Source organism: Pseudoalteromonas sp. Ld19 (assembly GCF_045064135.1).
In the GTDB taxonomy this organism is placed as follows: Bacteria; Pseudomonadota; Gammaproteobacteria; order Enterobacterales; family Alteromonadaceae; genus Pseudoalteromonas; species Pseudoalteromonas aliena.
The window spans coordinates 263,417-286,603 of sequence record NZ_JBISHA010000017.1 but is presented as its reverse complement, the minus strand read 5'-3'; the positions used below and the strand labels follow the sequence as shown (position 1 = coordinate 286,603).

27 protein-coding genes and 1 other RNA gene are annotated in these 23,187 nt (G+C 39.7%); 10 read left to right on the top strand and 18 right to left on the bottom strand.

Features of this window, described 5'->3' with window-relative positions; translation table 11 throughout:
- Positions 1 to 140 precede the first annotated feature (140 nt).
- Positions 141 to 839: an AHH domain-containing protein gene (locus ACJJVZ_RS06490; protein ID WP_405599123.1), complete on the top strand. Its 699-nt coding sequence runs from the start codon at positions 141 to 143 to the stop codon at positions 837 to 839.
- Positions 824 to 1,414, top strand: coding sequence for a hypothetical protein (locus ACJJVZ_RS06485; protein WP_405599570.1), 591 nt, complete (start codon positions 824 to 826; stop codon positions 1,412 to 1,414). The genes ACJJVZ_RS06490 and ACJJVZ_RS06485 overlap by 16 nt, the downstream gene beginning before the upstream one ends.
- 232 nt (positions 1,415 to 1,646) lie before the next feature.
- Here ACJJVZ_RS06485 and ACJJVZ_RS06480 read toward each other — a convergent pair whose 3' ends face one another.
- The 3 genes from ACJJVZ_RS06480 to rsmI all read right to left on the bottom strand — a co-directional run bounded on the left by ACJJVZ_RS06480 (position 1,647) and on the right by rsmI (position 3,918).
- Complete coding sequence (locus tag ACJJVZ_RS06480; protein ID WP_405599121.1) at positions 1,647 to 2,090, bottom strand: hypothetical protein; 444 nt, start codon at positions 2,088 to 2,090, stop codon at positions 1,647 to 1,649.
- A gap of 551 nt (positions 2,091 to 2,641) precedes the next feature.
- Positions 2,642 to 3,019, bottom strand: an RNA gene (rnpB, locus tag ACJJVZ_RS06475) — RNase P RNA component class A.
- A gap of 41 nt (positions 3,020 to 3,060) precedes the next feature.
- Positions 3,061 to 3,918 (bottom strand): 16S rRNA (cytidine(1402)-2'-O)-methyltransferase, encoded by an 858-nt coding sequence (gene rsmI / locus ACJJVZ_RS06470; RefSeq protein WP_096793710.1) that lies wholly within the window; start codon positions 3,916 to 3,918, stop codon positions 3,061 to 3,063.
- Between the two features lie 61 nt (positions 3,919 to 3,979).
- On the opposite strand from rsmI, the gene ACJJVZ_RS06465 reads away from it, so the two are divergent.
- From ACJJVZ_RS06465 to dolP, 4 genes are all read left to right on the top strand, one after another.
- Positions 3,980 to 5,857, top strand: a complete 1,878-nt coding sequence (locus tag ACJJVZ_RS06465) for a penicillin-binding protein activator (RefSeq protein WP_405599069.1) — start codon at positions 3,980 to 3,982, stop codon at positions 5,855 to 5,857.
- Positions 5,858 to 5,870: 13 nt separating this feature from the next.
- Positions 5,871 to 6,242, top strand: a complete 372-nt coding sequence (locus ACJJVZ_RS06460; protein ID WP_077535996.1) for a YraN family protein — start codon at positions 5,871 to 5,873, stop codon at positions 6,240 to 6,242.
- Between the two features lie 61 nt (positions 6,243 to 6,303).
- Positions 6,304 to 6,897 carry an SIS domain-containing protein gene (locus ACJJVZ_RS06455; protein ID WP_077535997.1) on the top strand — a complete coding sequence of 198 codons (594 nt, stop codon included), beginning with the start codon at positions 6,304 to 6,306 and terminating at the stop codon, positions 6,895 to 6,897.
- Positions 6,890 to 7,456, top strand: coding sequence for a division/outer membrane stress-associated lipid-binding lipoprotein (dolP, locus tag ACJJVZ_RS06450; protein ID WP_138584690.1), 567 nt, complete (start codon positions 6,890 to 6,892; stop codon positions 7,454 to 7,456). Before ACJJVZ_RS06455 ends, dolP begins: the two co-directional genes overlap by 8 nt.
- A gap of 53 nt (positions 7,457 to 7,509) precedes the next feature.
- Here dolP and ACJJVZ_RS06445 read toward each other — a convergent pair whose 3' ends face one another.
- The 8 genes from ACJJVZ_RS06445 to zapE all read right to left on the bottom strand — a co-directional run bounded on the left by ACJJVZ_RS06445 (position 7,510) and on the right by zapE (position 13,985).
- Positions 7,510 to 7,947, bottom strand: a complete 438-nt coding sequence (locus ACJJVZ_RS06445; protein ID WP_077535998.1) for a ClpXP protease specificity-enhancing factor — start codon at positions 7,945 to 7,947, stop codon at positions 7,510 to 7,512.
- Entirely contained in the window at positions 7,947 to 8,573 is a 627-nt protein-coding gene (gene sspA / locus ACJJVZ_RS06440) for a stringent starvation protein SspA (RefSeq protein WP_077538834.1), read from the bottom strand. The genes ACJJVZ_RS06445 and sspA overlap by 1 nt, the downstream gene beginning before the upstream one ends.
- 79 nt (positions 8,574 to 8,652) lie before the next feature.
- Positions 8,653 to 9,402 carry a cytochrome c1 gene (locus ACJJVZ_RS06435; protein WP_077535999.1) on the bottom strand — a complete coding sequence of 250 codons (750 nt, stop codon included), beginning with the start codon at positions 9,400 to 9,402 and terminating at the stop codon, positions 8,653 to 8,655.
- Positions 9,399 to 10,664, bottom strand: a complete 1,266-nt coding sequence (locus ACJJVZ_RS06430; RefSeq protein ID WP_405599064.1) for a cytochrome bc complex cytochrome b subunit — start codon at positions 10,662 to 10,664, stop codon at positions 9,399 to 9,401. The genes ACJJVZ_RS06435 and ACJJVZ_RS06430 overlap by 4 nt, the downstream gene beginning before the upstream one ends.
- A complete protein-coding gene (gene petA / locus ACJJVZ_RS06425; protein WP_007378319.1) occupies positions 10,664 to 11,254 on the bottom strand; it encodes a ubiquinol-cytochrome c reductase iron-sulfur subunit in 591 nt (196 codons plus the stop codon). The genes ACJJVZ_RS06430 and petA overlap by 1 nt, the downstream gene beginning before the upstream one ends.
- A 570-nt stretch (positions 11,255 to 11,824) precedes the next feature.
- Positions 11,825 to 12,217, bottom strand: a complete 393-nt coding sequence (rpsI, locus tag ACJJVZ_RS06420) for a 30S ribosomal protein S9 (RefSeq protein WP_024599268.1) — start codon at positions 12,215 to 12,217, stop codon at positions 11,825 to 11,827.
- Between the two features lie 8 nt (positions 12,218 to 12,225).
- On the bottom strand, positions 12,226 to 12,654 hold the full coding sequence (gene rplM / locus ACJJVZ_RS06415; RefSeq protein ID WP_077536001.1) for a 50S ribosomal protein L13: 429 nt from the start codon (positions 12,652 to 12,654) through the stop codon (positions 12,226 to 12,228).
- 242 nt (positions 12,655 to 12,896) lie between these two features.
- Complete coding sequence (gene zapE, locus ACJJVZ_RS06410) at positions 12,897 to 13,985, bottom strand: cell division protein ZapE (RefSeq protein WP_077536002.1); 1,089 nt, start codon at positions 13,983 to 13,985, stop codon at positions 12,897 to 12,899.
- A gap of 132 nt (positions 13,986 to 14,117) precedes the next feature.
- Between zapE and ACJJVZ_RS06405 the strand changes: the two genes are divergently transcribed.
- The 3 genes from ACJJVZ_RS06405 (at position 14,118) to ACJJVZ_RS06395 (ending at position 17,230) form a co-directional block, all read left to right on the top strand.
- Positions 14,118 to 14,561 carry a YhcB family protein gene (locus ACJJVZ_RS06405; RefSeq protein ID WP_077536003.1) on the top strand — a complete coding sequence of 148 codons (444 nt, stop codon included), beginning with the start codon at positions 14,118 to 14,120 and terminating at the stop codon, positions 14,559 to 14,561.
- A gap of 129 nt (positions 14,562 to 14,690) precedes the next feature.
- Positions 14,691 to 16,043 carry a Do family serine endopeptidase gene (locus tag ACJJVZ_RS06400; protein ID WP_405599060.1) on the top strand — a complete coding sequence of 451 codons (1,353 nt, stop codon included), beginning with the start codon at positions 14,691 to 14,693 and terminating at the stop codon, positions 16,041 to 16,043.
- Between the two features lie 104 nt (positions 16,044 to 16,147).
- Positions 16,148 to 17,230: a trypsin-like peptidase domain-containing protein gene (locus ACJJVZ_RS06395; protein ID WP_077536005.1), complete on the top strand. Its 1,083-nt coding sequence runs from the start codon at positions 16,148 to 16,150 to the stop codon at positions 17,228 to 17,230.
- Between the two features lie 68 nt (positions 17,231 to 17,298).
- Here ACJJVZ_RS06395 and murA read toward each other — a convergent pair whose 3' ends face one another.
- From murA to ACJJVZ_RS06360, 7 genes are read right to left on the bottom strand one after another with little or no spacing between them, the layout of a single operon-like run.
- Complete coding sequence (murA, locus tag ACJJVZ_RS06390) at positions 17,299 to 18,558, bottom strand: UDP-N-acetylglucosamine 1-carboxyvinyltransferase (protein ID WP_405599058.1); 1,260 nt, start codon at positions 18,556 to 18,558, stop codon at positions 17,299 to 17,301.
- 13 nt (positions 18,559 to 18,571) lie between these two features.
- Positions 18,572 to 18,829, bottom strand: a complete 258-nt coding sequence (locus ACJJVZ_RS06385) for a BolA family protein (protein ID WP_077536007.1) — start codon at positions 18,827 to 18,829, stop codon at positions 18,572 to 18,574.
- 5 nt (positions 18,830 to 18,834) lie between these two features.
- Positions 18,835 to 19,128, bottom strand: coding sequence for a lipid asymmetry maintenance protein MlaB (locus tag ACJJVZ_RS06380; protein ID WP_077536008.1), 294 nt, complete (start codon positions 19,126 to 19,128; stop codon positions 18,835 to 18,837).
- Entirely contained in the window at positions 19,121 to 19,801 is a 681-nt protein-coding gene (locus tag ACJJVZ_RS06375; RefSeq protein ID WP_405599055.1) for a phospholipid-binding protein MlaC, read from the bottom strand. Before ACJJVZ_RS06375 ends, ACJJVZ_RS06380 begins: the two co-directional genes overlap by 8 nt.
- 5 nt (positions 19,802 to 19,806) lie before the next feature.
- On the bottom strand, positions 19,807 to 20,355 hold the full coding sequence (mlaD, locus tag ACJJVZ_RS06370) for an outer membrane lipid asymmetry maintenance protein MlaD (RefSeq protein ID WP_193156284.1): 549 nt from the start codon (positions 20,353 to 20,355) through the stop codon (positions 19,807 to 19,809).
- 13 nt (positions 20,356 to 20,368) lie between these two features.
- Positions 20,369 to 21,148 carry a lipid asymmetry maintenance ABC transporter permease subunit MlaE gene (gene mlaE / locus ACJJVZ_RS06365; RefSeq protein WP_077536011.1) on the bottom strand — a complete coding sequence of 260 codons (780 nt, stop codon included), beginning with the start codon at positions 21,146 to 21,148 and terminating at the stop codon, positions 20,369 to 20,371.
- Positions 21,148 to 21,963: an ATP-binding cassette domain-containing protein gene (locus ACJJVZ_RS06360; protein WP_182702878.1), complete on the bottom strand. Its 816-nt coding sequence runs from the start codon at positions 21,961 to 21,963 to the stop codon at positions 21,148 to 21,150. The genes mlaE and ACJJVZ_RS06360 overlap by 1 nt, the downstream gene beginning before the upstream one ends.
- 254 nt (positions 21,964 to 22,217) lie before the next feature.
- Between ACJJVZ_RS06360 and ACJJVZ_RS06355 the strand changes: the two genes are divergently transcribed.
- Positions 22,218 to 23,186 carry a calcium/sodium antiporter gene (locus tag ACJJVZ_RS06355; RefSeq protein WP_405599052.1) on the top strand — a complete coding sequence of 323 codons (969 nt, stop codon included), beginning with the start codon at positions 22,218 to 22,220 and terminating at the stop codon, positions 23,184 to 23,186.
- The last annotated feature ends 1 nt before the right edge of the window (position 23,187 follow it).

The following is a 23,187-nucleotide window of genomic DNA, read 5'->3' as shown; positions in this document are numbered from 1 at the left end:
GACCTTTGATATGTGAAGTCAAGATTTGACCCTGAGGGATCATAATAGCAATAAGTGCTTATAAAACAATCAATAACACTTGTGTTAAGTTACGATGTCGTTTATTTTGACGTGATGAAAAACTTAAAAAAGGACTTTCCATGCAAGCAATGACTAAATATCCTAAACCTGAAAGGCCGAGCGGTGCAACAGCTCTTGAAATGGCTATCTACAACTATGAGCTTAAAGCGCAATCCTATCACAATGCGAAGTGCAAAAATCCTACTAAAGAAGAATTAACCCGTTTAGAAGCTGACTATTCACATCTTAAAAATGAAAAAAAGCGAATTAAATCTGTGGTTATAGCTCAAACAGCGCTAGCAGAGTATAGGAAAGAATGTGGTCTCTCATCTGCTGATGAACTTTTAGAGGAAAAGCACCATCCGACTAATGATCTTGCAAAATACTTATCTGCAGTAGGTGAACCCAAGCCAACTAATCTACATGAAGCTCACCATATAATTTCTGGTAAAGGAAGATACAATAAATCTGCCATGATGGATGCCAGATTAAATTTGCATTTAATGAATATAGGAATAAATGATCCACATAATGGTATTTGGTTGATCAATTTTGTAAAAAATAAAGCAATTGATTGGTCAACTACGAACGCACCGCCGCATCGTAAAATCCATAGATATAACTATGAAACATGGATTGGCGCAATGTTAGGTGAGAGTATGGCTACAGATAAGACAGCGTTCTTAAATAAGCTTAGAAATACAAAGATGCTTATTAGAACAGGCATGTTACCTGCTAGAATATTTGAAAAAAAGGATGAGTTATGGAAAGGGATCTAGTAATTTTCAAAATACATAAGCCATCAAAAACATACGACATAATCGACCTCACGACTATTTCTATGGCAAAGCAAATTGCTAAAGAAAAAGAGAGCAGTTTTAACGAGGCAGTGAAAATAGCTATGGATGATTTCCCAAGAGGGAAAGCTAAAATATTAGACGTTGTAGAAAATGGGTTTAACTGTAAAGTTGAGAAAGAAGCTGAGCAACAAGACTATGATATAAACTTATTTTCGAGTTACTTGGTGTTAAATAAAAAAGCTTACACGGCCATAGGTAATCATTTACAAGGCTGCGGGGAATTTGTTCCATTGAATTGTGAGAAAGAATTATTTTTATTCAATCCACTAATTTTTGAAGAAGAAGATAAAGATTTGACGGAAAAAGCTTATCTAGATGGATTTGAAGATGGTCTAAAATCTCTGGCCTTTAAGTCCGATCTAAATCTAATATTTAAGTCGAGCATGCAAGGTGGTAAATCAATTTACTGTAATGCCGCATTTAAAACTCTTGTGAAAGAAAATAATTTAACTGGGATTACTTTTAATAGTGACTTACTTAGCATTTTTGCATAGAAACCTCTAAACGCAGCTTTATAATTCGGAATGCCCTCACTCACGACTATAAAAAGTATCCTTGAAATATTAAGCATTTACCAACTAACGTTAATATGTATTAACGTTAGTTGGTAAAAGCTCACAAGTAGGTATATGAATATAGCTAATTGTGAATTAATCAATATTACATTCATTCAAGGAGTGTGATCTAACTGAAAAAATGACCAGCGCTTAACATATTGTTTTGAATTCATTCTGGTAACCATTCAGAATTAACTTGTTTTGGGCGATGCCCTTTGTCATGTAACTCTTTAATATAAACAGAAACATGTGACCAAATGAAATCAAATAAATCTAATATCAAATCATGCATTTCAAGTGCAACTTCTGATGCTGGAGATTTATCATAGTAGTAACTTATAAACCACTTAATAATTTCTATTCTAGTTTCAAAAGGGGGGTGAGAAGCATTTACTTGCAGGTCAACTTTCTCATGACCATCTCTGAAGATTTGGTGGCTTTTTTCGATTAACTGCGTCGCTTTTAGTATACATGTGGCACCCAAGTTTATTGCAGAAAACCAGTTTGGCTCATCTGAATTGTGACCAATATGCATTGCTAAGTGGCAACCTATCATATCTGCTTCTTTTTCTTCTTTATATGGATCTTCAGCTCTAAAACCGGAGTTTTTCAAGTTAGTTGTCGCATCAAGTTAAATTTTATGCCGCCCGCACTTCTTCTTTTTTCTCTGGATTCAAATTTACTTCATTGATCATTGTCCAATCTCTAGACTTTCCTGACCAACGACGTCGTTGGTCAGGAAAGTCTAGAGATTGGACAATGATCAATGAAGTAAATTTGAATCCAGAGAAAAAAGAAGAAGTGCGGGCGGCATAAAATTTAACTTGATGCGACAACTAACTTGAAAAACTCCGTTACTTTGGCTTAAGTTATTTCTAACTCTCGACAATCTACTAGTAATCGATGTCTTCCCATTAAGTAAAAGGTCTTTCTGTTCTTTAAGCTCTAAAACCTCTTTGCTTGCGATTTCACTAAGGTTAAAATCGCCAGGGTCAAATCGCCAGGGTCAAATCTTGACTTCATACATCATAATTTCTCACAGCCAAGTTATTACTTTTTATTGAAATTCTACTGAGTGCCACAAGCTGACGGCTAAAAGATGACTTATCTTAATTTTTAAGCACAAAAAAACCCGCAGCGTTAACTGCGGGCTTTTTTGTTGAATGAGTGAGTCAGCCGGTAAGCCGGGTTTTGTCCTTTCCGAAGAAAGTGATAATCATTCGTCTAGGCCATAAATCGCTCTATGGCTCAAGCAACCTACCCGGTTCTCACGTGGGCCACGCGTTCATTATTTAAAATGATAGAACCCTATTTGGTCTTGCTCCGAGTGGAGTTTACCTTGCAACCGACTATTACTAGCGGCCCGGTGCGCTCTTACCGCACCCTTTCACCCTTACCAACCGAAGTTGGCGGTCTCCTCTCTGCTGCACTTGTCGTGGGCTCGCGCCCCCCAGCCGTTAACTGGCACTCTGCCCTGTGGAGCCCGGACTTTCCTCCCCCTGATCATTTTCGTCACAGGCAGCGATCATCTTGGCTGACTCGGCGCGCAGTATACATGAGGCAAATGCCAAGCGCAGTAAGATTTACTCTTTTTCTTCAATAATTGTTTTATATAAGGCGTTTTTTTTCATTCCAAAGTATTCGGCAACAACACCACAGGCTTTTTTCATTGGCATTTCATTTTCAAGTAGTGCCAACATTTTGCGTGCTTCTGGTGGAACGTCGTCTACTTGCTTGGGTTTACCTGGCAGCATAAGTACTATTTCGCCGCGTTGCTTGGTTGGATCGTTTGTTAAAAACTGTTTTAGCTCACTTACGCTGCCGTTAAAAAATGTTTCAAACGTTTTGGTCAGTTCTTTAGCAAACACGACTTGTTGATCGTCGCCAAGTGCTTGGGCTAAATCATCAAGGCTTGCCATTATACGGTGCGTGCTTTCGTACATTATGCTGGTCATGCTTGAATTAACGGCTTCGGTAAAAAAGTCTTGGCGGGCTTTACTTTTAGCCGGCGTAAAGCCTAAAAACTGAAAGCGGTCGGTGGGTAGCCCAGAGCAACACACGGCTGTAATTGCAGCACACGCACCAGGTATAGGTGTTACATGTGCGCCTTGCTCGCGGCATAAGTTTACAACCGCATAACCTGGGTCACTGATCAAGGGGGTTCCAGCATCAGAAACCAGCGCGATATTTAGCCCTTGGTTAAGCTGATCAATTATTTGTTGCGCTTTTTGCTTCTCGTTATGATCGTGTAATGCAAAGGTTTTAGCCTTGATACCAAAGTGGCTGAGTAGCTTGCCAGTATGGCGAGTATCTTCAGCAGCTATTAAGTCGACTTGCGATAATGTCGCGATTGCACGCTGACTTAAGTCGTCATAATTGCCAATTGGGGTGGCTACGATGTAAAGAGTGCCAATTTTCTGTGAATTCTCCTCATTTAACATTGAGGTCTCCTGCGTCAGTCAGTAATATAAGCAAATCGCGTTAACGTATTGGGAAATCATTGTGCGACTTAAACTAGTTAGTCTATTAATTATATTGTCAGGGTTATCGGCTTGTAGCACAACCGAAAAACCAACTAAAAACAGTGATAACTTCAGTAACAGTGCTAATGCACTAAAAAATCAAGCAACCAGTGCACAATCTATCTATCTATTAGCTCAAAATCGTCAAGGTGCCGATAAAATACAGTTATTATATAGCGCGCGCGATGCTGCTATTAATGAAAAAAACTGGCCTTTATTAGAGCAAATAGGCAGTGACCTTGAGCTAACAGCCAGTGTAGATCAGATTCAAAACCGCCTTTATATTGCGTTTGCGCAAAAACAACAAAATAAAAACAAACAAGCCTTGGTTATTTTGCAGTCTTTAGACGGTCAACTTATTCAGCCTGAACATTTTGCATGGCATCAGTTTTTAACTGCTAGTATTTATGCATCACAAAATTTTCCTAAAAAAGCAGCGCCTTATTTTTTTAAAGCATCAGAAACAGCAGCTAAAAATAATATTGATATCCCGCAGCTTAATGAAAGCTTGTGGGATAACTTAAAAAAGCTCTCGTCTTATGCACTTGAGCGCTTTAACCGTGGAGCAGTGATCCAACAAGGTTGGGTTAACCTTGCTTTATACCACCAAGTTTATGCAAATAGCGGCGTGGAATTAGACCAAGCAATTAATAACTGGCGACGCCGTTATACAGGCCACCCAGCAGATTCTATTTTACCTAAAAAAGATGAAGCACTTACCGAGTTAGCTGCCATAAAAATTGAACGCTTAGTGGTGCTATTTCCGCAGTCGGGCCCTAATGAGCGTTTAGGTGACGCACTTAGAGCTGGCGCTTTAGCAGCGCTGGATACAAAAAAGATAGCTGAAACCATCTTTATTGACGAAAACCTAAGCACCGAAGAAATTGCAATACAGCTTGAAAAAATTAAGCCTGACTTTGTGATTGGCCCACTATTAAAGGCTAACATCGACAAGCTAGCGAGTGCTAAAACATTAATTGATACACCCGTTTTGCATTTGAACACACTTGATGGCGAGCGTATTTCACTACAGCATTACTTTTTTGCATTAAATCCAGAACATGAAGTAGAACAAGCATTGGAGCACTTTTTAGCTATGAGTTACCAAAAACCTATGTTACTTGCGCCTAATAATGCTAACGGACAGCGCCTAGTTGATTATTTTAATTTGCAATGGCAGCGCTACAGTGAAACTAAAGCGCAAATTGGTTTATACAATGATAAAAAAGATATGCCAAACACCATTACCAGTTTGCTCGAAGTTGATAAATCAAAAGAACGTATAAAAACTGTAAAAGCGTTATTTAAGCAAGAAGTCGAAAATGAAACACGCTCACGCGGTGATATAGACGTTATTTATATTCTAGGTGATGCAATCGAAACACGTTTAATTAAACCTTACTTAGATGTAAATGTAAGTACATTTGCTGACAGAATTCCACTTTACGCTAGCTCAAAAAGTCATAGTAAACAGATTGATCGTACAGACAAAGGTGATTTAGATGGCCTATACTTTACCGAGTTACCGTGGATGCTTAATTCACAACTAAAACAATCAAATTTACGCTATCAATATAATACATTGTGGCCTGATCAGGCTGATATAAGCCAGCGCCTATTTGCGATGGCATACGACGCTGTAATCGTGTTACATGATATTAGACAGCTAAGCATAATACCTGGTAAGCAGTTTAATGGCCTAAGTGGCAAACTGTCGGTCAACAGTAATGGCTATATAGAACGCACACTCGATTGGGCACAATATGCAAACAGACGCATTAAACCTGTTAAGTTAAAAACACAGCGTCCTATTCCGTTATTTATGCAATCAGCGGGTGAAATACACACTATAAATTAAATAAGGGGGCGACATGTCGTGGTTTAAAGAGCTGTGGCAAAATAGTCGTGAAAAAGGCCAGTATTATGAGCTTGAAGCACAAAAATACTTAGTTACTCAAGGGTTAATCCCGATTGAACGTAATTATTACTGCCCCTTTGGTGAGCTTGATGTCATTATGAAAGAAGGCAACACCCTAGTATTTGTAGAAGTTAAATTTCGTAAAAATAATTCACGCGGTGGTGCAAACTATGCGTTAAGTCCGCAAAAGCAAGCAAGGCTAAAACGCAGTATTTATCATTATTTAGCGGCTAAAAATTTAACAAACGAAGCACTAAGAATTGATTACGTAGCCATAACGGGAGAGTCATCCCCTAAAATAAACTGGCTTAAAAACGTATTTTAAATACTTAAGCAACATGAGCTTAAGTTCAATATAAAGATCAAGTATAAATTATTGGTAGGCTATGCAAGACACAATTAAAGAAATTTTTACAGAAAGTATTCAAGTTCAAATAGCCGCAGGGGAAGTACTCCCCAGTGCGCTTGAGTCAGCGGCATTTACAATTGCACAAAGCATGATAAACGGAAATAAACTCATTTGCTGCGGAACCGCTAATTGCCATATGTTGGCACAGCATATGGCGGGAGTATTGGTTAATCATTATGAAACTGAGCGTCCGTGCCTACCTGCTATTGCTTTATCTCAAGAAAATGTAAATTTAGGGCAAGCTAGCCAAAACGACGAACATGAAACATTTGCTCGGCAAGTTCGCGCATTTGCTCAGCAAGGTGATTTATTACTGGTATTGGCAATAAATGGTAACGAGAAGCATATTATTTCTGCAGTAGAGGCTGCACTAACCAAAGATATGAAGGTCATAGTCATGGTTGGTGATGATGGGGGCGAATTAGTGGGTTTGCTTGGCCCTAATGATGTAGAGATCAGAACACCTTCTAAACGTCCTAGCCGCATTATAGAATCTCATTTGGTTAACTTACATTGCTTAAGCGAACTAGTTGATTTAACGCTTTTCCCGCAGGATGAAAATTATGTTTAAACGTGCTCTTATTGTTTTAAGTACTGTTGTGTTATTACAAGGTTGTGCCGCTGCAATTGTTGCAGGCACGGCTAGTGCAGTGACCTCTGCAAACGATCGCCGTACTATTGGTTCGCAAATTGATGATAACAACATTGAAATAAAAGCGAGCATTGCTTTTAGTGAAGTAGAACGTCTCGAAAAATTTGCTCATATTAACGCTATAAGCGTTAATGGCATTGTTTTACTTGTGGGTCAGGTTCCAAACCCAGAAATGAAAAATGAAGCTCAGCGTACCATTGAGGGCGTAGCTGGTATTCGTAAAATACATAACCAAATTCGCATTGGCTCGAACATTGGAGTCACTACACAAACACACGACTCTTGGCTTACATCAAAAGTTAAAGCACAGTTACTCACCGCAAAAAATATCAGTAGCAATAACATTAAAGTGGTTACCGAAAATGCTGAGGTGTTTTTAATGGGCTTAGTCTCAGAGCAAGAAGCAAATCAAGCGGTTAATATTACCCGTAATGTATCGGGCGTTGAGCGTGTAATTAAAGTATTTGAATATATGTAAAAATAATAGGCATAAAAAAACCGCTTAAAAGCGGTTTTTTTGACATTTATATATTATTTAATAACACGTAAATGTGAGCCTTTTTTCTTTTCAGGCTTTTCTGGCGGTGTTTCATCAATAAATTCAACTGATGAATCAACGCTTTCAAGCTCTGGAGCAAAGTCGTCTTCGTCCCCTAAAAACTCGTCTACTGTAAAGACTGTACCTTCACCATTTTCACGCGCATATATTGCTAGCACTGCACCTAAAGGCACATACACTTGCATTGGCTGACCACCAAAGCGCGCATTAAAGCTTAGTTGGGTTAAGTCTAACGAAAACTGTGTTACTGCTGATGGGCTTATGTTTAAAACAATTTGTCCATCTTGAACAAACTGTGTAGGCACTTGCACATTAGCAAACTCAGCATCTACCACTAAGTGTGGTGTGCATTCGTTATCGACTATCCAATCAAAAAAGGCACGTAATAAATAAGGACGATTAGGTGTCATTATAAACGGATCTCACGCTCAGCTTCAGTTAAAGAAGCTTGGAATGATTCACGCTCAAATAAACGGATCATGTACTCTTTCATTTCTTTAGAACCCGCACCATTAAGCTCAATACCAAATTCTGGTAAGCGCCATAGTAGTGGAGCCAAGTAACAATCTACTAAGCTAAACTCTTCACTCATAAAGTAAGGAGCTTCGTTAAAGATAGGTGCTACAGCTAGTAATGCTTCTGTTAACTCTTTACGAGCTTGAGCCGCATCTGATGTGTTGTTGATGATTTTATCAGCTAGGCTGTACCAATCAGTATCAATACGGTGCATCATTAAACGGCTACGGCCACGCATTACCGGATATACAGGCATTAGTGGAGGATGAGGAAAACGTTCATCAAGGTATTCCATGATGATATTTGCCTGATATAAACCAAGCTCACGGTCAATCAGTGTTGGCACTGTACCGTAAGGGTTAATTTCGTGAAGTGCTTCTGGCAGGTTATCTTTTTCAGCCAAATGAATATCTACACTTACACCTTTTTCAGCAAGTACAATGCGTACTTGGTGGCTATACATACAGTTAGCCCCAGAAAAAAGGGTCATTACAGGGCGCTTATTGGCAGCTACGGCCATGCCTACCTCCATTAAATCACTAAAACAGCAATAGGGGCTTAAGCCCCTATTGCAAAATTACCTTTAAATATGTTCAAACTTAATGAACATCTCTCCAGTATTCTTTCTTAAGCATAAATGCCAAGATAAATAGGATGATTAAAAATCCAATTACCTTAATACCTAGTGCTTCCGACTCAAGACGTGAAGGTTCACCCACGTACTCAAGGAAGTTCGTTAAATCACGAGCTGCTTGATCATACTCATCTACGCTTAACTCACCCGTACCATCTGTTTCAGTAGCAACCACTTTAGTCACTGTGTGACCGTGCTCTTCTACTTCTTTAGTGATAGGAGCTGGTAAACCTTGTAGTTCTTGAAGAACATGCGGCATACCTACCGATGGAAAAACAATATTGTTAACTCCAAACGGGCGAGACTCATCTTTATAAAACGATTTTAAGTACGTGTAAATATAATCAGGTGATTTTACACGCGCAATTAGAGTCAAATCCGGCGGAGCCGCACCAAACCATTTTGCTGCATCGTCTTTTGTAATTGCATTTGTAATATGGCTACCAACTTTAGAACCGTCAAAAATCAACTGCTCTAAACCAACTTCTGTTGGGATACCTATATCACGAAAAGTACGCTCATAACGCTGATACTGCATTTGGTGACAACCAAGGCAGTAGTTCATAAACAACTTTGCACCGCGTTGTAAAGATGGTTGATCAGTAAGGTCGTTATTAGCTTCCATTAAAGGAACCGACGGACCCGCTGCCATAACCATGTTAGGCAACAAGTTTACTGATAAAGCAAATAAACCAATAATAAGCTTCTTCATCATTTTGTTAACCTCTCAGGCAATGGCTTAGTTTTTTCATTCTTACTGTATACGAACAACAGTACGAAGAACATAAAGTAAGTCACAGTACAGATTTGAGAAATTATCGTTTTCAGATCAGTTTGTGGAGTTGCACCCACCCAACCTAAAAGAACGAAAGTAACAACAAATCCTGCAATGTTCCATTTATGGAAACCACAACGGTAACGAACTGACTTAACCGTACCACGGTCTACCCAAGGTAATAACGCAAGCACTACAATCGATGCACCCATTGCTGCAACACCGATTAACTTATCAGGGATTGCACGTAAGATTGCATAGAATGGCGTAAAGTACCAAACTGGAAAAATATGCTCAGGTGTTTTAAGCGGGTTAGCTGCTTCGAAGTTTGGACCTTCTAAAAAGAAACCATTCATCGCAGGCATAAAAAACACAACCCAACAAAACAAGATTAAGAAACCAACCACACCCACAATATCTTTAACTGTGTAATAAGGGTGGAACGGTATTGCATCAACAATGTCTTTTTTGTCTGTGTAATACTCATGAAATTTAAATTTAGGCTTATCTTCTTCAGCTACAGAGCCTTTCTTACGCTTGATTTCAACACCGTCAGGGTTATTTGAACCCACTTCGTGAAGTGCCACAATGTGTAAGAAAACTAAGATAACAATAACTAGTGGTAATGCAATTACATGCAGTGCAAAAAAGCGGTTAAGCGTTGCACCCGATATTACGTAATCACCACGGATCCAAAGTGTTAAGTCATCACCAATTACCGGAATAGCGCCGAATAATGAAATGATTACCTGTGCACCCCAAAATGACATTTGACCCCATGGTAATAAGTACCCCATGAACGCTTCAGCCATTAATGCTAAAAAGATAAACATACCGAACAACCACAGTAGTTCACGTGGTTTTTGGTAAGAACCGTAGATCATGCCACGGAACATATGCATATATACAACAATGAAAAACGCTGATGCACCAGTTGAGTGCAAGTAACGCAATAACCAGCCATATTCTACATCACGCATAATGTATTCAACTGAGGCGAATGCGCCCTCAGCAGATGGCACAAAGTTCATCGTTAACCAAATACCGGTAAGAATTTGGTTTACTAGTACGAGCATGGCTAGTGAGCCAAAAAAGTACCAGAAGTTAAAGTTTTTAGGTGCTGGATACTGTGCAATGTGCATGTTCCAAACACGTGTCATTGGGATTCGGTCGTCTATCCAACCAATAATCTTACCAAACATTAGACTACCCCTCTTTCTTCGCCCACTAAAATAGTGGTTTCATCTAGAAAAGTATAAGGTGGTATTTCTAAGTTTAATGGTGCAGGTACCGATTGAAATACTCGGCCAGCCATATCAAATTTAGAACCGTGGCATGGGCAGTAGAAACCATCGTCAGTCCCTTCTACTTTTTCACCAAAGTTACCTTGTAAAAAGCCAGGAGAACATCCTAAATGCGTACAAATACCTACAGCCAAAAATATTTCTGGGCGTAGTGAACGGTAATCATTTGTTGATGATTCTAATTGTTGTGGCTCTTGCGATTGCGGATCACGAAGTTGACCTTCGTGTTCTTTCATCTGCTCAAGCATTTTTGGGGTACGTGATACAACCCATACAGGTTTACCACGCCACTCGACACGTATTAATTGTCCTGGCTCAAGTTTGCTGATATCTACTTCTACAGGCGCACCCGCAGATTTAGCTCGCTCACTTGGATTCCAAGACGCAATAAAAGGAACAGCAGCCCCAGCCGCACCAACACCACCAACAACAGAGGTAGCTATGGTTAAAAAGCGACGTCGGCCATTGTCTACAGGCGCATTGCTCATCCACTTATCTCCACTTACGATTCTCAACACTTGCTATATTGAGAACATCAGTTACAGCAGGTTAATTATTCGAAATTTTTAAAATAGAAACGATCATAATTAAAACCCTTGATTAAAACAAGGTTATTCACAGCCTCATGCTCTAACAAACCCAACTTCACCTAAGGTGCAATAAGCCAGTTTGAGTATAGGGCCGAATAGTTATAATACCGTTTCTGTAAAAACAATGTACTGACCAAGATCAACTTCACTAAACAGAAGCTGTAAAAACTACCTATAGCGTCGTTCAACCGATCATTTTACTTACCGGACAATTGTAGCAAATAAATCCATCAATTAACTGATGGATTTAAACTAATTACGATAATTATTTAACTTTTTTGCAGCTATCTGACAATTTCATAACTTTCGTTCGATAAATACGCTGCTCTTGGCAAATATGATCATCAAAAAATCATCATAACCGGATATAGAGGAATCAAAATAACTAAACTACAATAGCAAAACTTTTGATTCTAAAACAAAAAACCCAGCATAAGCTGGGTTTTTGAATTCTTGATAACGTATAGATTAACGTTTTGAGAACTGTGGACGCTTACGCGCTTTCTTAAGACCCACTTTCTTACGTTCAACTTTACGTGCATCACGAGTAACGAAACCTGCTTTACGAAGTTGTGGACGTAGTGACTCGTCAAACTCCATAAGTGCACGAGTGATACCGTGACGGATAGCACCAGCTTGACCAGTTGTACCACCACCAGCAACGGTGATGTAAAGATCAAATTTTTCAGTCATATCAACTAGCTCAAGAGCTTGATGAACAACCATGCGTGCTGTTTCGCGACCAAAGTACTCTTCTAAAGAGCGCTTGTTGATTACGATGTTACCAGTGCCTGGGCGTAAGAATACGCGAGCACTTGAACTTTTACGACGACCTGTACCGTAGTATTGATTTGCCATGATGGTGCTCCTTAAATGTCTAGAACCTGAGGCTGTTGTGCAGCATGGTTGTGCTCAGTACCTGTGTAAACTTTAAGTTTACGGTACATAGCGCGGCCTAAAGGACCACGTGGCAACATGCCCTTAACAGCCTTCTCGATGATCATTTCAGGCTTTGCAGCTTGAAGTTTATCAAAAGTAGTAGACTTAAGACCACCTGGAAAACCAGAGTGTGAATAGTACACTTTGTTTTTGAATTTGTTACCAGTTACAGTAACTTTTTCAGCGTTGATAACGATGATATAATCACCAGTATCTACGTGCGGTGTATATTCAGCTTTGTGCTTACCGCGTAGGCGATGAGCGATTTCAGTAGCGATGCGACCTAAAGTTTTACCTTCAGCGTCAACTACGTACCAGTCACGTTTTACTGTTTCTGGTTTAGCAACAAACGTTTTCATTTATAAAAATCCAATGTTTTTCAATTAAAACCACAAGTAGTTAATATTAACTACTGCTCTAAGTTTGCTATAACCCCTTCGAGTTTTAGACTTTTGCGCCGCTCACAAGTGGCTAGACTATATGAAGGCATAGAACGCAACGTGGCAGACGCGGGAGTATACCAGCACTTAAACTACATTGCTACCGGCCGCCTGTTTTTTCCACAAAATATTTAACTCAGATAACTTTATTACTTTTTGCTTTATACCAAATGCTCTTTTGCTAAATATTCTAAAGATTGCATTTCCTGTAAGCGGCTAATACAACGCTTAAATTCAAAGTTGAGATTACCCTGCGTATAAAGGTCGGTGATTGGTTGCTCTGCTGAAATAATTAAGGTTACATGACGCTCGTAAAACTCATCTACTAATGCAATAAAACGCCTTGCTGCATCATCGTTTGTTTGTCCAAGCTGTTTTACGTTAGATATAATCACCGTGTTATATAAACGACTAATTTCCATGTAATCGACTTGGCTACGCGCGGTTTCGCACAATTCACTAAATTCGAACATCACCACACATTTAGCCACTTTGCGGGTTTTAATTAAACGCCCTTCTATTTCTATAGACTCGTTTAATTGCCCAGGTTCTGGTGAAAGCTTATCGAAGTAGTCAAATAGATTTTTATCGGCTTGCTCATCAAGCGGGCTATGAAAAATTTCGGCTTGCTCAAGTGTCCGCAATCGATAGTCAATGCCAGAGTCTACATTAACTATGTCAGTATTAAGTTTAACTAACTCGATTGCTGGCACAAAACGCGCTCGCTGCAGGCCATTTCGATAAAGCTCATCCGGCACTATGTTCGATGTAGCAACAAGTACAATACCGCGCGCAAATAGCGCCTCCATTAAGCCGCCTAACAACATGGCATCGGTAATATCTTGAACAAAAAACTCATCAAAGCAAATGATGTCTGTTTCTGCTTTAAAAATATCCGCTATTTTCTCTAATGGATTTGCGGTGTTATTTAGCTTTTTAAGCTCATCGTGCACTCGGTGCATAAAACGATGAAAATGCACGCGCATTTTACGTGTACCTGGTAAGGATTCATAAAATGTGTCAACTAAATACGTTTTACCACGCCCAACGCCCCCCCAAAAGTATAATCCTTTTATAGGTGCAGGCTCATTTTTACTAAATAACTTAGCAAAAAAGCCTTTTGATTTTGGCGCTGCCTGAGTTAAGTCATCGTATAAACGTTGTAAATGACGCACCGCATTTTCTTGTGCTGCGTCATGTACAAAGTCATCTCGCTTTAAGTCTTGTTGATATGTTTGCCAAGGAGTCATATGTATTTACAGTCAAAACGCAGTTTAATTTGAAAAGCATATTAACACGCATCATAACTCGGGGTATATTACCCTTAGTATGATTCGTAATTGAATCGGCATTTATTAGTTATTTTCCCAAGGGGTAGAATTATGGGTACAGTTACGTGGATAGGTTTAATTGTCATTACTGCTGTGGTGGCATTTTTTATTGGTGCATTTATTACTAAAAAGCAATTCAAGCAAGATGAGTTAAAAGAACAAGCAGTACAAGCTCAAAATGCGCTTGAGCAATATCGTCAAGATGTAGCAGATCATTTAGCGAATACAGGTAAGCTCGTAAATAAAATGAAAGAGAACTATGATCAACTACTTAGCCATGTTGAGGCAACTAATCAACTGCTTTTAGAGGATAGAAACCAACAACCAGCCGAACCTTTTTTCTCTAAAGAAACAACGGAGCAGTTGCAGGCGTCTTTAAAGGAACGTCAATCAGATCGTTCATCGGCTAAAGCACAACCTGCTGATTACGTATCAGGCGAATCAGGTTTATTTGCTGGCCAAAATAAAGTTTCAGAACATTCTAAAGCATCTTGATGAACTTTTTTTTGACCCCATAGTCTTTAGATATAACAGCTTTGTTGTTTTATTTTAATAAACCGAAAAGGGCTGCTGTAAAGTAGCCCTTTTTGTTTTGCTTTATCTTAAGTGGAGTTACCCCTGACTATGAAAATGAAATTATCACTTATCAGCGCAGCTATCTTATCTACAAGTTTATTAATAAGTCCTGCCGCATCTTACGCAAAAATGCCAATTGCAGTAAATGGTCAACAACTTCCCACTCTCGCACCTATGTTAGAACAAATATCTCCAGGTGTTGTGAGCATTCAAGTATCGGGATCTAAAGAAGTACGTCGTCGTGCAGATCCGCTTGAATACTTTTTTGGACAGCAACAGCCCCGAAGCCAGAAGCGCCAGTTTAGTGGTTTGGGATCAGGTGTAATTATTAATGCAGACGAAGGTTATGTAGTTACAAATAATCATGTTATTCAAGATGCCGAAAAAATGGTTGTCACTTTAGAAGATGGCCGTGAATTTGAAGCGACTAAAATAGGCACAGATAAAGAGTCTGACATTGCGCTTTTGCAAATCGATGCTGATGACTTAACAGAAATAAAGCTCGCTAACTCAGATAAATTACGTGTTGGTGACTTTGCGGTCGCTATCGGTAATCCATTTGGCCTTAGCCATACAGTAACATCGGGTATTGTGAGTGCGCTTGGTCGCAGTGGTTTAAACATTGAAGGCTATGAAGACTTTATTCAAACCGATGCAGCTATTAACCAAGGTAACTCTGGTGGCGCTTTAGTTAACTTAAATGGTGAATTAATAGGGATTAATACGGCTATTTTAGGTGCTTCAGGCGGTAATGTAGGGATTGGTTTTGCTATCCCTTCTAATATGATGAAAAATCTTGTTGAGCAAATAATTGAACACGGTGAAGTGCGTCGAGGCTCATTAGGTATTTCTGGCCGCCCACTTGATGCTGGTCTTGCTAAAGCGCAGCAACTTGACGTAAAACAAGGTGCTTACGTTATGCAAGTAATGGACGACACAGCTGCAAGCAAGGCAGGTATTAAAGCCGGCGATGTTATTGTTAGTATTAACGATAGTGATATTAGCGGTTTTCACGAACTGCGCAGTAAAATTGCCACATTGGGCGAAGGCCGTGAGATCAAACTTGGCATATACCGCGATGGAAAAATTAAAACGGTTAAAGTAACCCTTGATGGCGCATCGGGTATTACTGCAACCGGCGAAGAGCTGCATCCTGCTTTTCAAGGTGCCGAACTCGAGAACGTACAAAAAAATAGTAATAAAGGTGTTGAGGTTAGAACGGTAGACCCCCGCTCTCCTTCTGCGCGTGTTGGTCTTGAAGAAGGCGATATTATCATGCAAGTAAACCGCCAACGTGTTGAGACAATTCGCGACATGAATAAGATTATCGACAACACTAAAGGCAATATAGTGCTAGGCGTTAAACGCGGGCGCGAGTCGATTTTTATTCTAATTCAGTAATAACACAACACAACTAACGTAATAAAAAATAACAGCGGCACTTGCCGCTGTTATTTTTTTTGTGTCATCATAAAGAGATTGCTCACTTACATAATAAGAAACTCGTGCTGAAATTAATAAAATTTATTCTCCCCCCTTTATTTGCAGGCCTTAGTATTGCTTTTTTAGTGGTTTTTTTCAGCCCTAATATGCGAGCCGCTTTATTGCCTAATGTGCCTTTACCCAGCGCGATGAGCGCCAGTCACCTGAGTTTTTCGGATGCTGTAAAGCGCGCTGCCCCTTCTGTGGTCACTATTTTTTCTGAGAGCATCTCTAAAGAGCCACGTTATAAACGCAAAAACACGGTGCAAGAACTCGGCTCTGGCGTAATCATGTCGCAAAATGGCTATATTCTCACCAATTACCATGTAGTTAATAATGCAGACCAAATCATGGTAATTTTAACCGATGGCAGACGCTTTTTTGATGTACAACTTATTGGGTTTGATACTATTACCGATTTGGCGCTCCTTAAAATAAATGCAGAGCACCTACCTATCATCCCTATAAATGATGACTACATATCCAGTGTCGGCGATGTTGTACTTGCTATTGGCAACCCGCTCAATTTAGGACAAACAATTACCCAAGGCATTATTAGCGCAACAGGCAAGCAAAAAATTACGGATAGCCCTTATAATAATTTATTGCAAATGGATGCGGCAATTAATGTGGGCAACTCAGGTGGCGCACTCGTCAACTCTAATGGTGACTTAGTCGGGATTACTTCTGCTCAATTTAAAACGCGTGAGAACCTTAATATTCAAGGAATATTTTTTGCTGTTCCCTACACGTTAGCAAAAGAAGTAATGAGTAAATTAATCCGCCATGGTCGAGTTGTACGCGGTTATTTAGGCTTTGAAGGCACTGCTGTTGATAGCACTGGCAAAGAGGTTAACGATAGCCTTACACCGGTGTCTGGAATGCGTATCACTAACTTAGACCCTTTAGGTCCGGCTTGGCAGGCTGGGATTGAAGAGCAAGACATTGTTATTAAAATTGCAGGGCTTTCTGTGGCTAACCCACAAAAGGTACTAAAAGAAATCGGTAATACAGAGCCTGGAAAAGAAATAGAATTTGAACTTTACCGCAATGGTAAAATAGAAAAGATCATGGTTACAGTCGCTGAGCTTGAGACAAAGCTATAACACGATTGTATTCGCTTAGAAAATCAAAAAGCGCGGATAAAACCGCGCTTTTACTTTAAAAACAGTGATTAACTGCTTCTACGTTTAATATTTGCACCTAGCGCACTTAGTTTGTCTTCAATACGCTGATAACCTCTATCAACATGATAAATACGATCTACAACCGTTTCACCTTGCGCCACTATTCCCGTTAAAATTAAGCTTGCTGAGGCACGTAAATCGGTAGCCATAACTTGTGCACCCGTTAGGCTTTGCGTATCACCACAAATGGCGGTATTACCCTCAAGACGGATGTTTGCTCCCATTCGTTGCAGCTCTGGTACATGCATAAAACGGTTTTCGAAAATAGTTTCGGTTATGGTTGCACTGCCATTTGCCACTACATTTAAAGCAGTAAACTGGGCTTGCATATCAGTTGGAAAACCTGGATGCGGTGCTGTTTTAATATTAACAGCTTTAAGTTCGCGACCACGCATATCTAGGTAAATACTATTCTCATGAACCTCAAGAAGCGCATTCGTTGCTCGTAATTTTTCAATTACAGGTTCAAGAGAGTGAAAGTCGGTATTTTTACAAAGTACTTCACCACCAGCCATTGCTGCAGCGACTAAAAACGTACCTGTTTCAATTCTGTCAGGCAAAATACGATGCTCACATCCAGCTAAACGTTCAACGCCTTCGACCTCAATACGACTAGTGCCTGCACCCGTAATTTTAGCGCCCATAGCAATCAAGCAATTAGCTAAATCGATTATTTCAGGCTCACGTGCTGCGTTATCAAGCACCGTTTTACCATCAGCAAGTGCGGCGGCCATCAGTAAATTTTCGGTAGCGCCTACGCTTACCATTTCCATAAAGATTTCAGCGCCTTTCAAACGCCCATTTACCTTGGCATTAATATAACCATTTTCAACGCTTATGTGCGCGCCCATGCGCTCTAGACCTTGAATATGAATATCTACAGGACGAGCACCAATAGCACAACCACCAGGTAAAGACACTTGAGCTTCACCAAATCTTGCAACTAAAGGGCCTAAGGCAAGTACAGATGCGCGCATTTGTTTAACTAAATCGTATGGCGCTAATGTTTTATCAACCGTAGCACCATCAATAATGAGTGTGTCACCTTGCCAAATAACATCTGCACCTAAGGTTTTTAATAGCGCTTCGGTAGTAACAATATCGCGAAGACGTGGCACATTGGTAAATGTACTTTTACCATCAGCCAATAGTGAAGCAAATAAGATAGGAAGTGCGGCATTTTTAGCGCCAGAAATAGTCACCTCACCAGCAAGTGAAGTGCCACCTTGAATTACAAATTGATCCATTAGGAGGCCCTATTTATTGCGGTAAAATAAATTTTTGTTCACGCTTCCACTCTACAGGAGTAAATGCACGAATAGATACGGCGTGAATTGTACCATCTGAGATGGTACTCATTAGTGGACCATAAACTAGCTGCTGCTTTTTAACTCGGCTTAAACCGTCGAAGCATTCGCCTACTGCAACAACTTCATAATGACTACCATTGGCTTTTACATGCACTTCAGCTAATTGAAGTTCTTCGCGTAATAATGTTTCGACTTGGCTAGTTTCCATAACTCTCACTCAAATAGGGTTGTAACTTGACCCAATTGCATTAAATTTTGCAATTGCTCAGGTAAATTTTGCAACTCAAGGCGAATGCCTTGCTGCTTTAATTCTGCAAAAGAGTGAATTAACCAAGCTAAGCCCGCCGTGTCAACCCTAGATACCCCACTTAGGTCAAAATAGATGATTTTATGCTTAGTTAATAGCTTATTGTTCAGAAGCCGTTCATCGCCAATTGAATTTCGAGTAAGCTCACCGCTTACTCGAAAGTGTTGTTCATCAACATGGCTTATCGCCAATTTAGTCATTTGCACCATTACCTCTAAACTGAACCGGTAGCTGACTCTTTTGCTCTAGAAGGTTGCTTACATTGTCGATACCTTGCTGGCGCAAAATACCTTGTAGTTCACTTTGTTTCGCATCTAATAAACTAATACCTTCAGCAATCATATCGTACGCACGCCATTCACCGCCACGATCTTCTCGTACCTTAAAGTCAATTTTGATATCTGGTTTACCATCTTCAATGATTTTAGTTTTAACAACAACGACATCTTTACCTTTAAATGCTTGCTCAGCACCAAACTCAACTTTTTGGTTTGTGTACTGTGTAAATACACCCGCATACGTTGCAACTAAGTACTCTCTAAATACAATAATAAAACGTTGAATATCTTTAATTGCCTGAGCTTTTTCGGCTTTATCCGTTATTGCACGCACTTTAGATACTTCACTACCTAATACGCGAAGTGCAGCGTATTTATAATCTATGTAAGGCATCAATTCTTCTTCAACAATAACGCGAAGATGCTCACTATCTTTAATGATTAGTGGTTGATCCTTTTTTATTCTTGCAAATGTATTATCGGCAACTTGGCGAACCATTTTATTAGGATCGACGAGCTTAGCATCAGCTGCATTTATACTTTGCGCAAACGTCATTGTACCTAGTGCTATAATAGCTAAAAACTTTTTCAACATAATAATTACTCACTACCTTGGTTGAATAAAAACTGCCCAATTAACTCTTCAAGTACGATGGCAGACTTAGTATCAGTGATTGAATCGCCGTCACCTAGTGCTTTACTATCTACACCAAATAAATCGTCAATTGCTTGGTCTTGCTTATTTTCGGTTACTGTTTCGCCTAAACAACGTTGTTCTGCAGAATTTGGCGAAATCACTGGGTGGAGACCTAAGTACTGCTCACCCAAAATCCCCGATGTTAAAATAGAAATTGAACTCGTATCTGAAAAACGACATAAATACTGTGCATCAATAGTCATATTAACGACTGGTAAAAATTCTTGTGGATGAACATAAATAGAGTCAACTCGACCAATAACAACGCCCCCGACTTTAACTGGGGCACGTGCTTTTAATGAGCCTATATTTTCAAACTTGGCATTTAGCGAATATGTTTCGCCTGTGCCACTAATACCTGAATTGGCAACTTTAAGCGCAAGCATCGCAAACGCTAAAATTCCTAACGCTACAAAAAAACCAACTAAAATTTCTAATTTCCGTGAATTCATTATCTATACCCTATTAGCTGGTAAACATTACCGCTGTCAAAATAAAGTCAAAACCTAAAACTGCCAATGACGAATGTACAACCGTTTCGGTGGTTGCTTTACTGATCCCTTCAGAGGTCGGTACACAGTCATAACCTTTATAAAGTGCAATCCAAGTCACCACAATGGCAAATACAATGCTTTTAATTATGCCGTTTAATATATCTTGCTGAAACGACACTTGTGATTGCATGATTGACCAAAAGCTTCCAGTATCAACTCCTAGCCAATCAACCCCCACTAAATGAGCGCCTATAATAGCCACAGCTGAAAATATCAATGCAAGCAATGGCATACTAATAAAGCCCGCCCAAAAGCGCGGTGCAATTATGCGTTTTAGTGGATCAATTGCCATCATTTCGAGTGATGATAACTGCTCTGTTGCTTTCATTAAGCCAATTTCAGCAGTCAATGCGCTACCTGCTCGTCCTGCAAATAGTAATGCAGTAACAACTGGGCCTAGCTCTCGTAATAAACTCAGCGCAACTAACGGCCCCAAACTATCTTCAGCGCCATACCCCACCAATACGGTGTAACCTTGCAACGCCAACACCATGCCAATAAACAACCCCGACACCATAATAATGAGCAGCGATTGCGATCCCACCATGTAAAGTTGGCGAATAAGTAGCGGAGTGCCTTTTTTAAAATTAGGTACATGCGCTAACGCACTAAACAGCATATAAGCAGAACGACCCAGGGCCGCAAAACGCCCTAGCGTTTTATGTCCTAGCTTTTGAAATAAATCAAACATTATGCTTTTTCTCCAAGTAGCTCATCTGCATAAGCTTGGGCTGGGAAATGAAATGGTACAGGACCATCCGACAAGCCTTTTAAAAACTGTTGGACTAAAGGAGATTCATGATTGCGCATCTCATCAGGAGTACCACAACCAATTACACCTTGATCAGCAATAATAATAACGTGATCCGCAATACTCATTACCTCGGTAACGTCATGGGTCACAATTAAAGACGATAGTCCCAACACTTCATTAAGTGATTTAATTAACTTAACTAAAACCCCCATTGAAATTGGGTCTTGGCCAGCAAATGGCTCATCGTACATTATTAGCTCTGGATCAAGTGCTATAGAACGAGCAAGTGCAGCACGTCTTGCCATACCACCTGACAACTCTGATGGCATTAAATCTTTAGCACCACGTAAGCCAACAGCTTGCAATTTCATTAGCACCACTAAGCGAATAAGATCTTCGCTTAACTTAGTATGCTCTCTTATCGGAAACGCGATATTGTCAAATACCGACATGTCGGTAAACAACGCACCACTTTGAAAAAGCATACTCATTTTAGTACGCGCTTCGTATAGCTCTTTGCGAGACATTTTAGGAATGCTACCGCCTTCAAATAAAATATCACCCGAATCTGGCTTAAGCTGACCACCAATTAAACGTAACATCGTGGTTTTGCCAATTCCGCTTGGCCCCATAATCGCAGTGATTTTACCTTTAGGTACACTAAAACTCATATTTTTATATATGGTTCTATTGCCTCTCGAAAAGCTAACATCCTTGACTTCTACTATTGATTGCGACAAGTCGCTCTCCATAAAATGTTCACTAGTGCAGCTATTTTAAAGCTTTTTGATCCAAGATGGAAAAAACAATTCGTAAGATTTTGTAATACACATGTGAAAAGGATTATAAGACTCACTCAAAACAGCTTAACCTCAGCTTAAATAGCTAAGTAAGCTGTTTTAAAGCACCATAGGTATACAGTTGACCTTACTCTTTTATTTATACTTTCATCTTGGCTTTTGTTACTATTCGCGCCATTACTATTTTGAATAACTGGCTTAACACAATGGTTACCTCGTTTGTTATTTTAATTCTTGGTTTTGCAGCTCTAGTTTGGAGTGCAGACAGGTTTGTTTTTGGTGCAGCAGCGCTTGCAAAAAACTTTGGGGTTCCAACTCTCATTGTTGGTTTGACTGTGGTAGCGATGGGTTCATCAGCTCCAGAAATGATGGTTTCAGCTTCGGCAGCACTTGCAGGTAAAACGGATACTGCGGTAGGCAATGCCATTGGTTCAAATATAACAAACATATTACTCGTGTTAGGTATAACTGCATTATTTCGTCCGCTTTCAGTATCATCTGGTACATTAAAACGAGAAATACCACTGGTACTTCTCGTATCGTTAGCTAGCTGGTATATTTTTTCTGACAACTACTTTTCATTAGTCGAAGGCGTAGCCTTGTTAATTGGCTTCATTGTCTTTATTGGCGGATTAATTATTGTATCTATGCGTGCAAAAAATCAAGACGACCCATTTGTATCAGAAGCCTGTGATGATGTGCCTAGCAATGTACCAACAAAAAATGCTGTATTTTGGTTAGTCATTGGCATGATATTACTCCCTGTCAGCTCATATTTTTTAATTGGTTCTGCTGTCGACATTGCTAAGTTTTTCGGTCTAAGTGACCTAGTAATTGGCCTAACTATCATTGCCATTGGCACCAGTTTACCAGAGCTTGCAGCCTCCATTGCAGGTGTGCTTAAAAACGAAGATGACTTAGCGCTGGGTAATATTGTTGGCTCAAATATTTTTAATATTTTGGCGGTGTTACCACTGGCTGGTATTATCAACCCATCAATCATTGACCCTTCTGTAGCAAGTCGTGACATACTAATAATGATTGGTGCAACAATTGCGCTTATTGTTATGTCATTAAACTTTAGAGGCACACAACGCATCAATAGAGTAGAAGGTAGCCTATTGTTAATCGCATTTTTGGGCTATCAAGGATATATTTTCAGTCAAATAGGGTAAA